The organism is Paenibacillus suaedae, assembly GCF_032337355.1.
Taxonomy (GTDB): domain Bacteria; phylum Bacillota; class Bacilli; order Paenibacillales; family Paenibacillaceae; genus Paenibacillus_B; species Paenibacillus_B suaedae.
The window spans coordinates 502,797-514,842 of record NZ_JAVYAA010000001.1 but is presented as its reverse complement, the minus strand read 5'-3'; the positions used below and the strand labels follow the sequence as shown (position 1 = coordinate 514,842).

At 49.4% G+C, this 12,046-nt stretch carries 10 protein-coding genes; 3 read left to right on the top strand and 7 right to left on the bottom strand.

Going from position 1 to position 12,046, the window contains the following annotated elements; all coding sequences use genetic code 11:
• Positions 1–107: 107 nt before the first annotated feature.
• Together RQP50_RS02270 and RQP50_RS02265 are read left to right on the top strand one after the other, a co-directional pair.
• Positions 108–518, top strand: a complete 411-nt coding sequence (locus tag RQP50_RS02270) for a YjdF family protein (protein WP_065293955.1) — start codon at positions 108–110, stop codon at positions 516–518.
• A gap of 219 nt (positions 519–737) precedes the next feature.
• On the top strand, positions 738–1,592 hold the full coding sequence (locus tag RQP50_RS02265) for a hypothetical protein (protein WP_315742915.1): 855 nt from the start codon (positions 738–740) through the stop codon (positions 1,590–1,592).
• A 382-nt stretch (positions 1,593–1,974) separates the two neighbouring features.
• On the opposite strand, the gene RQP50_RS02260 is transcribed toward RQP50_RS02265, so the two are convergent.
• On the bottom strand, positions 1,975–3,696 hold the full coding sequence (locus tag RQP50_RS02260; RefSeq protein ID WP_315744537.1) for a protoglobin domain-containing protein: 1,722 nt from the start codon (positions 3,694–3,696) through the stop codon (positions 1,975–1,977).
• Between the two features lie 235 nt (positions 3,697–3,931).
• On the opposite strand from RQP50_RS02260, the gene RQP50_RS02255 reads away from it, so the two are divergent.
• The gene (locus RQP50_RS02255; protein WP_315742914.1) at positions 3,932–5,557 is read left to right on the top strand and encodes a gluzincin family metallopeptidase; all 1,626 of its coding nucleotides are present in this window, start codon (positions 3,932–3,934) and stop codon (positions 5,555–5,557) included.
• A gap of 171 nt (positions 5,558–5,728) precedes the next feature.
• Here the strand turns inward: RQP50_RS02255 and RQP50_RS02250 are convergent, their stop codons facing one another.
• The 6 genes from RQP50_RS02250 to RQP50_RS02225 all read right to left on the bottom strand — a co-directional run bounded on the left by RQP50_RS02250 (position 5,729) and on the right by RQP50_RS02225 (position 12,028).
• Complete coding sequence (locus RQP50_RS02250; protein WP_315742912.1) at positions 5,729–6,781, bottom strand: hypothetical protein; 1,053 nt, start codon at positions 6,779–6,781, stop codon at positions 5,729–5,731.
• A gap of 71 nt (positions 6,782–6,852) precedes the next feature.
• The gene (locus tag RQP50_RS02245) at positions 6,853–7,692 is read right to left on the bottom strand and encodes an ABC transporter permease (protein WP_315742910.1); all 840 of its coding nucleotides are present in this window, start codon (positions 7,690–7,692) and stop codon (positions 6,853–6,855) included.
• A 7-nt stretch (positions 7,693–7,699) separates the two neighbouring features.
• Complete coding sequence (locus tag RQP50_RS02240; RefSeq protein WP_315742908.1) at positions 7,700–8,641, bottom strand: ABC transporter permease; 942 nt, start codon at positions 8,639–8,641, stop codon at positions 7,700–7,702.
• On the bottom strand, positions 8,598–9,653 hold the full coding sequence (locus RQP50_RS02235) for an ABC transporter ATP-binding protein (protein ID WP_174810942.1): 1,056 nt from the start codon (positions 9,651–9,653) through the stop codon (positions 8,598–8,600). Before RQP50_RS02235 ends, RQP50_RS02240 begins: the two co-directional genes overlap by 44 nt.
• 27 nt (positions 9,654–9,680) lie before the next feature.
• Positions 9,681–10,856: a radical SAM protein gene (locus RQP50_RS02230; RefSeq protein ID WP_142543893.1), complete on the bottom strand. Its 1,176-nt coding sequence runs from the start codon at positions 10,854–10,856 to the stop codon at positions 9,681–9,683.
• Positions 10,853–12,028, bottom strand: coding sequence for a hypothetical protein (locus tag RQP50_RS02225; protein WP_315742903.1), 1,176 nt, complete (start codon positions 12,026–12,028; stop codon positions 10,853–10,855). Before RQP50_RS02225 ends, RQP50_RS02230 begins: the two co-directional genes overlap by 4 nt.
• Positions 12,029–12,046: the final 18 nt, after the last annotated feature.

Genomic DNA, 12,046 nt, shown 5'->3' with positions numbered 1-12,046 from the left:
CGGTTTTCGGTTGGTAGTCCGAACGTTCCGGCATGAAAATGTTCGGGATCAGTAACCTTCCCCCCTTGGGATGTCCCTCACTCTTTATGACAAAGGGGGAATCGAGTGTGAAGTTAACCGTATTTTTTGAAGGTCCGTTCTGGATCGGCGTCGTCGAGGACACTGTCCATGGGCGTCTGAAGGCTTGCCGCCATGTATTTGGAGCAGAGCCAAAGGATGCAGAAGTGCTTGAATTCGTGGAAGTATTCATGATGCCACTAATGGAACGGATCACGCAAACTGCTGTGAGCGCCCAAGAGCCGCTGCGCCGTATCAATCCGAAGCGCCTGGCAAGACGTGCCGCAATGGAAATGAAGCAGCGTGGCATATCGACGCAATCCCAGGAAGCACTGCGTCTTGACTACGAGAGCAGGAAGAAGGAGCGCGTATGCCGCTCTCGGGAAGAACGCGAAGCCTTGCAGGAGAAAAAACGGAGCATTCGCATTCACAAGCGGAAAGAAAAGCATAGAGGCAGATAATCTGCTGCTATGACGCAATCGCCCCGCGCAGCACTACTGTGCCGGGGCGATTGTTGTTCATGAACGCAACGTGTCAGAAGAAAATAAAATTGATGAGGGAGGACTCCGGTTCTCCTTTTTTTCGTGAAATTCGCAAAAAATCTTTCTTGCTACGATGAGAAGTTGCAAGTGATAGGCTCGTCTATATCTATGAACAGACAACGACGAAGGAGGAGAGCCATGGGCTGCACCGAGTCAGACAAAGACATCATCGAGCAAATTCTTGCAGGCAGGCAGGACTTATACGCGATTCTAGTCAACAAGTACAAACAGCGAATGTACGGCCTGCTACGAGGGATGGGAGCGACTCATGAAGATGCAGGCATGGATATGAGGTCGGCAAGAGAACAAATGAAAATGATTCCGTTAGAAGGGGAGTACGTTGCGCCAGATGGTACTCGAATTAAGCCTACGCGAATGATTCATCATGCGAGTGCCTTCCAAATTGAATTTAGGAGCCAACTACCTTCTAATGCTGCTCCACCTAATGAAGGATTAGGCGGAAATTATTATCATGAAATAGGATTCTATTTGCGAGAACCTAGTGGTCGGAAAATTGCGAGTAGTGATTACTATAGAGACAAATCTTCAAGCAAGCCAGCAGCATTCCCGCTGCGTACCAGCTGCAATATCGAGGAAAGTAAAAAAGTCGTAACCTGTATCTACACATTTGGTCAGCTCTCGGAGCTGCCCGAGCAAGCTGAACTCGTAATCGACAATTATCATTACCCTACTTATACGAATGATACGATATCGTTCGAAGTCAAGGATTTGCAATCTACCCCAGCGGTCTTTACAGCAAGGGGGGATGAAATTCGCATAGGCGGTGTAAATGGAATTCGTGATGCATTTGTCAGTAAGGCAGAAGGAATAAAGCCCTCACTATGGCTGAAGGCAGCGGGACGGTACTCCAATGAAACATCTGGTGATCAGTGGACTGCTCGTGATGAACATAGTCATGAATATTCAGTATCCCTGCATGGAGGCTTTGGAGAATCGGAAGATCTTACCGAAAATATTCTGGCGAAGTGGTAGTTGGCGGGCTGAATCATATTCCTAAGAAATTGACAATTACCCGTACGGCGACAGATATGAGGTACCAAAACATCAATTGGTCGATGAAGCTGCCAAATTTAAGCCGTAATCTCTAGAGGGTCGAACAAATTATATAATTTTCCAATCCAATCTACTTTTTCATTCAATATCTTCAAGCATAAAAAAATCGGGTCAGGCAGTAACGCATGGTGTTGCCTAACCCGATTTTACATTTACAATTACAATATATGTTCATTTATTCATTAATTATATACAACGTAATGCAACAGCGAGAATCCAGCCGCATCCCCGTTCAGTACCTCTTCATCTTATACTTACGAGACAATCCAAACCGAAATCCGCTTACATCTCACCCTTGCGATTAGGCATGCTGTTTTGCAGGGCGACGCTCCAGCTGAGTTCTCAGCTCATCCAACTGTGCCAACAGCTGCTGCGAGATCTCATTCATTCGCCGATAGGATACTGTCGCTGCATCGCGGTTGCCATTATCCATCTGACGAGCAGCTTCACCTGCCAAGCGATGAAGCATCTCATGCTGCCCCACCATATCCTTGAACAGCGGAAGATGGGCCACCGGCGAATCGCTTCGCTGCTGCTCTGTTGCAATCCATTTGCCAAGCCGGCATTGATGGAAGTCCTCCATGACAGCAGGATCACTCTCATCGAAGCCGAGAAGCCGATTATACGTGCACCATTTCCATAGTAGATGATCGGTCTTCATAATTCGAATCCATTGTGCATCATCGATATGACGGAACCATCCAAGCGATTGCTTGCGCAATGTCTCAACCGATTGACTTGTTGTATAGAGATGCTGACCGGTAGCCTTGGCCATAGACATCATTTCTTCTGTATTCTTCACAATGCCAGTCATGCTGGCGGTAATTTCTTGTGTAGCATCCGCTTGTTGTTCGACAATGGAAGCGATTGCATCCTCCGAAGAACCTACCTCTTCGACCGACTGCATCATACGATCCAACTGCTCGAAAGCGCTTTTATTTTTATGATGCTGGATATCCATTTGCTCCGACATATCCCGAGTCCGCGCTTGCACCGCTGTAGCCATGCCTTGAATGCTCTCAATGACATCATACACATCATGAACGGCCTGCTTCGTTTGATCAGATAGTTTGCGAACTTCCCCAGCCACGACAGCGAAGCCGCGTCCTTCTTCCCCAGCACGTGCTGCTTCGATCGAAGCGTTCAACGCGAGCAGTTGTGTCTCTCCAGCGACCGTGTCGATTAACTGCACGACGTCCGTTAACTTATGCATGGAACGCTGTAATTGGTCAAAGCGAGTGCGTGTATCTAAGAACAAATCATTCATCTTCTCGAAGCCTTCGATCGTCTCTTCAACAATCTTCCGATTCTCCTGAAGCGCCGCTATCATATTCACCGTATTCGTAGCAGAATCTGCCGTCTGCACGGACACCTCTTCGATGGAAGCTGTCAATTGCTCGGTAGCAGCCTGAATGTCCAAAACATCTTGAAGGGATCGCTCAGCAGCGATCAACAGTGTGTGCAGTCCATCAGACTGAATTAACATTTCCATAATGTCGCTATTGTTGTCCATCAGGCGATATTCCGTTGCAGACTGATAGGATTCCAATACAATTTGGGCATCCAGCATCACAATCCGGTGAAGCGCCATTAAGATCGCAGATGCATCATTTGAACGGAAATCATTCACGATGATGGGAACCAAGTACTCATATACGCGCAAGAACGAGGCAATGAACCATTCCGGCTCTAATTGTATGCGGCTGTGCACCTGCCCAATTCGCTCTCTCATTCGCACGTATTCTGCATCGAATGCAACCTGAGGGATCGATTGCAAATAGGCGATAAACGTTCCCTTGAGCCTTGCCCTAGTACTGTGCTGATCAATCATTCGCTTCATTTCTGGCAATCCGAACAGTAAATCATAGTGGCGGTCTGTGATCGCTTCTGCGTACTTTTCCATGTAGGGAGCCAAACGACGCAGACATTCGGCATCTTTCGATGTAATTTGTAAGAAATTCATCTTTGTTCGTAGGGAATCCAATACAACATTATCGGATTCGGTTATCGAGTGAGGTAACATCGGTTTTCGGAGAATCACCGAATTCATCCCTTTCTCTCTCTAGTGGTTGTTGATGTTTCCATAATTAATAGAATGCATATCCCCCTAAGTAATAGTACCATATCATTGATCATGACAAAACTGTAAGCTAACGTAAGTCAAATCAATAGATATGCTCCCTATAAATCTACTACAATGGAGTTAACATACAATTATGAACAACCTTACCTATTTATCGGCGGAAGGAGGGCCACCTATGAGCAACACATCGCGATTCCAACCGCGTCCAACACGATGGAAACTAGCTGTTACCTTGCTTGTCATCTGCCTGATGGCGCAGCTGCTAGCTGGGTGTGCGTTGGGCGGCAAGAGTGAGGGCAAGGCGAAGAAGGAGAATGCCTCCACTTCACCGATTCAGTATCAGATAAATGCCAATTGGAATGAGCAGACTCGAACGATACAATCGCAGGCCGTCGTTACGATTCGCAACGTATTCAATCGCAACCTTAAAGAGCTAGTCTTCCATTGGTTCGCCGACAGCTACCGCAAGCCAGAGACGATGCCTGTTCAGTTCAAGCAGCGCAACGAACAAATTCGCAATCAATCCCCTCAGGATGATGCCCAGAACAGCCATAGCATCGATGATCGGTTCTTCGGGGGAATAACGACGAAGAAAGTAACGACTCTAGAGGGCAAAGCACTGCAATTTAAGCATGCAAACCAATCGATGACGGTCACGCTTAACAAGGGGCTTGCTCCTAATGAGACCGTATCGATTCGCATTCAATATGAAGTCCAAGTCCCGTATGGCGCACAGCGGTTATCCTATACAGATGATTATGTTGGCGGTACTTACTGGACGCCGCAGCTAGCCGTCTTCGATTCGATTCAAGGAGGTTGGAACCGGGTTCCGAACAATCCGAAATATAAGAGTGATTTCTTCTATGCTGCGGATTACGATGTAAGCTTGAATATGCCTGCCTCATGGAATGTGGCGATGACGGGCAGCTTGATTGACCAGCGTGTGGAGAATGAGAGGAAGATTGTTCATTCAAACGTGCAGAATGTCCGTCATTTCGGCTTCTATGCAAGCCCGAAATATATAGAGACGAAGGTCGATCTGCCTAGTGGCGGACAACTGTCTGTATTCACCTTCGAGCAGCCGGACGAGGAACAGATGAAGAAATATACAGCAGCGCTGCAGGATGCAATTGGATTCTATTCCGATAAGATTGGAATGCTGCCAATTAAGCATTGGAAATTCGCCGAAGCCCCATTCCCCGAAATGACGGACAGCTTGAACGAAGTAATCTTGTTCAATCGTCTCGGCGCAGCGGGTAATGAGCAAGGTGTGCTGTCACAGGATGTGCTGCGATCGATTGCCAAGCAATGGTTCTCACTTGCGATCGGACATAATGCGCTTACTGAAGGATTTTTGGAAGAAGGATTATCTGAATTCGCAGCTCAATACTATCGTCACGAACAGGAGGGAGCACCTTGGGCGATGTCGATATGGAACGGACAGTATCCAAATTTATCGCTGGATACATGGAAGGATCCAGATGCTGGAGCCCTTGTCATCCCATCCGAGCAATGGCCAGCCGTACTGTTCCAGAAGCAGGTAACGACTCCCGCATTCCATGTTGGCCAATATTCTGAGCTGCTCTACCGCGTCAAGGGCGCTGCCCTGATGGTGCAATGGGTACAGAAGGCAGGCACCGAGGCGCTGGACATCGTCTGGCACAAATATTTCCAACGCTACAACGGACGGATGGCTACCATAGACGGATTTACGAATCTGATTGGCAGCACACTTGGAGATGCAAGAAAGTCAAACATGCAGGAACTGCTGTCGATGACAAATCCGAAGCCGCTTGCGTAAGTGTTTATCGAAGAATGATGGTAGAACACTCTGAAATCATCCTTATCCTATCAATGAATTAAGGGGCAGCATTTGCTGCCCCTTTTGCATGCTTATTGGTCGTCTGGGATTTGGACTCAACTGCTTGGATTGCCCCTCCGTCATCCTGCATTCATAAGCGGATATTTTGTTCTATCTCCGAAGCTGGGCCTCTCGTCCAAGCTCTACATGACCGCTTGCGAGCCACTCTTGCTCAAGTCTGTACAATTCCGTGCACATCCGATGAATGACCTGACCATCCACACGTCCGCTTTGAGCAGCCATTAAGAACACATTCTTCAACTTATCCGCCCTGCGAGCAATGTCTCGGAGCTGTCGTACCCAAGAATGTTCACTTGACACCAAGGTCTCTGCGAAGCAGGAGTAAGCATAACGGGAACCTGCTAGAAATTTGAACGCATGAGAATGACAGTCGTACAGCTCCGTCCATTCTGGGAAGAATTCCGGCTCCGGCTGATTCACCGTCCGGCAGATCATGTCATAGAACGTTGCATCGTCATGAAGCCCTCGCTGCCGCTCTAGGAAACGCTCCATGATCTGCCCCTTACCCGCTGGGTCATTCCGCTCGGGCCGACGTACAAGGAATACCTGTCTATCTTCTAGATGTACATACGGACTATCTACCATTCGACGGAAATCAGTCTCAGATACGAATCCTTCGAATTCGGGATAAGTATCACGCACCCAGTAACCTGCCCCGGCTGTGCAATCGGCCAGCTCAGAGTCTAGGCTAGACGTGCTGGATAGACCCTGAACCCACACCGAATGCACCGATTCTGGATGCCCGTAGAATCCTGGCTTCACATATGGCGACTCACCGCATACGATCCAGAGAAAGGCCGCTTGTTCTGAATAGTCGACGTCTTGCAAAATGGTATCAGCATCTTCATATGTCGCATACTGCACTTCATCATAGGCGACTCCGATTAGCCCCAGTTCGGACGGAACAAGGCACGGGGATTCATACAGCCATGGAAGCTTCTTATTTACATATAAGTGCTCATAAACCGAGCACGTGCTCTCCCACGCATTGTAATACAACAGCTCAACAGGAACTCCCCACTCCTGAAGCGCAATCGATACTTGAACATTCCGACAATCGAGAAAGCCTTGTTCATAGCGCTGTCTTTCTTTCACTTGCATCTGTGCCTGTGCCCGTTCTTGTTCTTGTTCTTGTTCAGCCATTCGAATTCACCATCCTTCAGTACTTCCGTCCCTTATGTCCTCCCTACCCTCCATATAATTCCTTTCCTCATCTAGCTTCCAGCGCTGCTATATCCAACTACAGCCCGCTTCCAGCACCATCTCGTTATGAGAAGCAGCAGGAGCGGTGCTGCAATAGCCCACACAATATCCCATGCGGCCAGCTCATGAAGCACAAACTTCGGAGCATAGTTGCTAATTAGAAAAATCGGAATCACGTACACGCCGATACGCTGCAGCCAACGTGGGAAAATATCTAAAGGCATATTGTTCGCGTCCCAAATCGAATGGGCAATCTCGGTCACTGCACCAGTCTGAACGAAACGAAACGCAAGCAGCGCAGGCAGCAGCATGATGCCATACGTGACAAGCAGCGCAGATAACAACAAGGCGAAGAAGCCGAAGATATTGCCATCCAGCGGCAGATTCGCTCGATGCCAGCCGATGCCGATCATAACCGCACCGGCGATGACATTCGGGATAGGCAGACCAATATCGACATAGCGCAGCGACACAAGAAATTGCAGCGATATCGGCTTCGTCAACATCAGATCAAGCGTCCCGTCGCGCACATATTGCTGCAGTCGAATGAAATTCACATAGAACAGTCCCATGTAGAGCCCTGTCATCATCGTATAAGTGCCAATGAACAGCAGAATATGATCTGGCGTCAAGCTTCCGATATGCAGATCGGTCTGATACACAATTAGGATATATAACGCCTTGGCACAGAGGAAGGCAATCTCCACAGCGATGCCCATCCAGAAGTTGAACCGATATTCCATGCTTGCAGCGAGGCAATTTTTCACGAACACGCCGTATAAACGCAAGTAACTTCTCACACCGTCAGTCCAAGAACGACACCAAGATAACGAGTACCAGCTTGTTCTCATCCCATCTTCAACCTCCCAGCCCGATGTACCGCTTAAGCCCGGCTCGCCAAGCGACATGTGCTGCTCCTGCAAGCAAAGCGATCCAGCCGCACTGGATAAGCAGTCCCGTTAACGCTTCTCCCTCGCTCAATCGACCGTTCAGCACATTGACCGGGAAGTAAATGGTGTACTTGAACGGGAGCAAATTGAACCATCCATTGAGCGTATCGCCGAATACCTCAAGCGGTACGATGCCGCCGCTTAGAATTTGTACAAGTAGACCTGTGATCACGAAGAAGTACGAGATCTCTGCAAGACGAAACGCTAAGGCGCATATGGCGTAGGAGAGTAGAAACTGTACAGCTGCCGCAAGCAAAAGCGCAGCAGCAAATAAGGCGATGCGGCTTGAAGACAGCACAGCATGACCATAACGGGAAGCGGCGAACAGTACGGCTGCAACTAAGCCGAGCAGGATACTGTCCGTCACGACGCGGCTCCCGGCATAAGCTGATACCCGATACCAGAAGTAACTAATGGGGCGAATTAAATAAGCGTTCAGCCCGCCGCTCTTAATGTCTTCAGCGATCGTGTGCTCCAGCTGTGTCATGACGAACTTCGAAATAAGACCGGATAGAATCGTGTACATGATCATTTGTCCGTAGTCATATCCGTAAAGTGTGTGCTGCTCTGAATTGCGGTACACCGCGCTCCATATCAGGGATTGAATGCCGATCGGAAAGAAGAGACTGATAAGTCCAATGACGAATTGGAACCTATATTCGAGCGATGATTGAAACCCGATCCCGAAGGCGGCAGCATACTTGCCGCCTTTTCGCCGATTGGATGTTGATTCCGTTCTATCGTCTCCCCGTTGATTAGGGCCACCCTCATTAGGTGTATCCTGCCTATGTTCATCCTGATTACGGCTATCCTTCTGCTGCATGTCGTTCTGCTCCGGAAGCTTCCCCATCTGTCTCTTCCCCTTCTCGTTCTGCACATTTTGCTTCATATAGTTGTTCGATGACTTCCTCGATTGGAACATCCTCGACCGTCCAATCCTCAACGAGATCATGATCCAGCAGCAATCTTGCCAGCGGCTTCACCTCATCCGCTGCCACTTCCAATTCAGCCGACATTCCTTGATGCTCCCGCACCTCGGCAAGAAGACGAACAAGGTCTTGCAGCTGCTCAGGCGGAACGAATGCAGTAAATCGTACTTTCATTCGCTTGCGCCGTCCGAATGATCCGCTCATCCGCGCAAGCGCCCCGTCATAGGCAATTTCTCCGCTATGAATCACGAGCGCCCTGCTGCATACATGCTCGATGTCACGCATGTAATGACTTGTTAAAAGGATTGTCGCTTTCTTCTCCTCCTTGTAGGCCTTTAGGAACTGGCGAACATTTTGTTGTGCGGCAAAATCGAGGCCGAGCGTAGGTTCGTCAAGAAACAGCAATTGGGGGCGATGAATTAGCGCTGCAATCATCTCCATTTTCATCCGTTCACCTAGCGATAATCGCCGCACCTGCACACCCAGCAAATGCGCAACGTCTAGCATTTCAGCAAGCTCATCCAGCGTTTTGCGGTACTCCAGATCGTCCACGCCATAGATGCATTTGTTCAAATAAATCGATTCATTCGCCGGCAAATCCCACCATAGCTGACTCTTCTGCCCCATGACAATCGCGAAGCGGCGCTTAAACGCTTGCTGGCGCTCCCACGGCACGTAGCCGAGTACACGTGCTTCCCCATCCGTTGGGTGCAAGATACCAGACAACATCTTCAACGTAGTGGTCTTGCCCGCCCCATTCGGACCAATGAATCCGACCGCTTCCCCTTGCTCAATCTCAAACGAGATAGAAGAAACGGCATGACGGTACAACTGTTCCCGATGAAATAAATTCCGAATGGAATGTGTTAGGCCACTCTGCTTGCGGTAATAGGCGAATGTCTTGCTTAGTCCTCTGACCGTAATCGCACTCATGGGAGTCCTTCCCCTTCCCGTCAGCGTTTAAGCGCCATTATTATACAAGAGCACGCACTTCGAACATACCGGCGTTAATCCACAGGACAATACTTCGCGCTGCTTGTTGTAGCTTTCTCCGTGGAAGACTTCTTTCAAACTGGAATCCCGCAAGTCCGCAATTGTGAATTCCGGGAAGAACTTGCATGGATTCACCTTGCCGTTAGGCAGCACATCCATGCGCGTAGATAAAGCCAGACATTCCTTCCGGCGCATGCCCGGACGCTCGGTGCCGAGAATGAACTCTCGCACCTCGTCCGCTTCTAATGCAGGTTGAAAACGAATGCGATTATTCCAGACGCGTGAACGCAATTTCTCCATCTCCGCAAGCAGCGGCTCTAAGTTCTCCGGCGACAAATGATACGTGAACGAATGCCAGCTCTTCTTCATCGGATCGTGGGCCGCTTCCAGCCAACCGAAATGCTCGGCAAAGTACGTATCCATTCGCTCTGCAACAGCCTCTGGAATATACCATGGGAAAACAAAATAGACAGAATTGACCCCCACTTCTTCGAAATATTCCATGAACTCATATAGTCGAGTTACCATCGCGTCATTGATCGTCAGGCTGATCGATACATCCCCCTTGAACTCACCCGAGCGCTTCTTATCCAGCAACAGCTGTATAGCCGCCGTTACCTTCTGGAAGATCCCTCGTCCGCGAATCGCATCATTCTCCTCCTCGAATCCTTCCAGACTAGCCAGCAGTGTGACACCCTCCGGCAGCTTGAGCAGCGAATCCAACTTCTGCTCGACCAGCACCGCATTCGTGCAGATCGTCGCAATTCGAGGATCTGCCGCCAGCAGCTCGCACAGTTCATCCAGCTTCGAGTACATGAGCGGCTCGCCGCCCCACAGGAACATGCGCGAGCGGTAAGGTCTCGTTTCTTCAAATATTTTCTCGACTAACGAGAATTCGATTTCTCTCCGTGCTTCCTGACGCTCGAATTCATGATGGTAACCGTCGGGATTCCACTCGAAGCAGTGCTTGCAGCGCAAGTTGCAGCCATTGTTCAATTTAATGCCGATATCCCTTGGCAGATCGAAGGCAAAGGATGGATCCTCCTTCAGACCTCGGCTTCCCGTGCTCATATTATGAAGCGTCTGCTTCAAGGAACGGAACTCTGTCCGCGTTAACGTCGCACTTGTCTTCGGTTGCGTCATGTATACATCCCTCCGAAATCAGATAGTGAAAGCGTTTGGCTTTTTAAATTACAGTGCAGCTCATACAGCATTTCCCAAGAACAATCCGCCTCTAGCCAGCGGTCATAGGAAATGCCGAAGCCGAGCTGTTCCCATAGCTCTGCATTTGCCCGTTCGTGTTCGCCAAATGGCTCAAGGTAAATCAGCGGGGTGGCGGATGACAGCGAATCAATGAGTGTTCCGCCACCAGGCTTGCTGACGATGGCCAAGCTGTTTCGAATCACCTCATACAGCAGCGGCCCGTTCGTGCCCCGTTCGTAGGTGAGCGGTTCATTCCGTTTCCATTCAGCCATTGGCGGATAAGCTGTATCAATTTGATTGGATAGATTGGTTAGAGTGGTTTGAGCAGTTTGAGTGGCTCGAGCAGCCTGCATAGTCCGATCATACGACAGTGATTCCTCCAGCCACGGGTGCCAATTCGGATCGGTCATATAGATTCGGTCGCACGGCAGCGCATCTAGCACTTCCTCTGAATGGTATGCCACGATGGCAAGTGAGTAATGGCGCTGGATATTCGCAATCTTGCTCCGATAAGTACCGATCCCCCAGCCACCTCCGTGAACGACAATCCGTCTCTCGCGCTCTGGATAGGGAACGAAATCTGCATCCGACATGGTCAACTTGGCATAAAGTTCGCTTGTACCCTCTCTCCCCAGTCTGTACAGCCAATGATGGCGATAGCGGGGGTATACATCTTCATATGGACGGTAGGACGGCGTATCGACTGCATCCAGTCGTAAGAACTCTGCGCGTATTGGCTCAGGATGCATCATCTTCTCATATCGCTGCAGAACAGGTATCCAGAACCCTGTAACAGCAAGGAAGACCGACCTTCCTTCATCTCTCCATCGCTGAAGCAGATTGGCTACGACCGCTTCATCCAGCGTCAGACCAATATCTCGCGCCATTCGGGTTCCCATCTTAGCTGCCTCGAAGCTATTGTGAAAAAGCTGCTTCGTGCGAATCATATTGCGGCGTGTCTCCTCAGGGAAGAGGCGCTCCAGCACTTCAGCTTCTGCTGGAATCCCGCGCCGTCTAAGTTGCTCTACAAGTCGAATCCCCGGTACATAAGCACCGAGTGAATTTCCCGAGGTAAGAATGGTAATGGGTGAAGCATTTAGCAGTGTGAACACCTACTTTGTGATCGATGC

Coding starts and splice junctions, on each gene's coding strand:
- RQP50_RS02265 (WP_315742915.1), top strand. CDS start 738: ATGGGCTGCACCGAGTCAGACAAAGACATCATCGAGCAAATTCTTGCA.
- RQP50_RS02260 (WP_315744537.1), bottom strand. CDS start 3,696: ATGTTACCTCACTCGATAACCGAATCCGATAATGTTGTATTGGATTCC.
- RQP50_RS02255 (WP_315742914.1), top strand. CDS start 3,932: ATGAGCAACACATCGCGATTCCAACCGCGTCCAACACGATGGAAACTA.
- RQP50_RS02250 (WP_315742912.1), bottom strand. CDS start 6,781: ATGGCTGAACAAGAACAAGAACAAGAACGGGCACAGGCACAGATGCAA.
- RQP50_RS02245 (WP_315742910.1), bottom strand. CDS start 7,692: ATGAGAACAAGCTGGTACTCGTTATCTTGGTGTCGTTCTTGGACTGAC.
- RQP50_RS02240 (WP_315742908.1), bottom strand. CDS start 8,641: ATGGGGAAGCTTCCGGAGCAGAACGACATGCAGCAGAAGGATAGCCGT.
- RQP50_RS02235 (WP_174810942.1), bottom strand. CDS start 9,653: ATGAGTGCGATTACGGTCAGAGGACTAAGCAAGACATTCGCCTATTAC.
- RQP50_RS02230 (WP_142543893.1), bottom strand. CDS start 10,856: ATGACGCAACCGAAGACAAGTGCGACGTTAACGCGGACAGAGTTCCGT.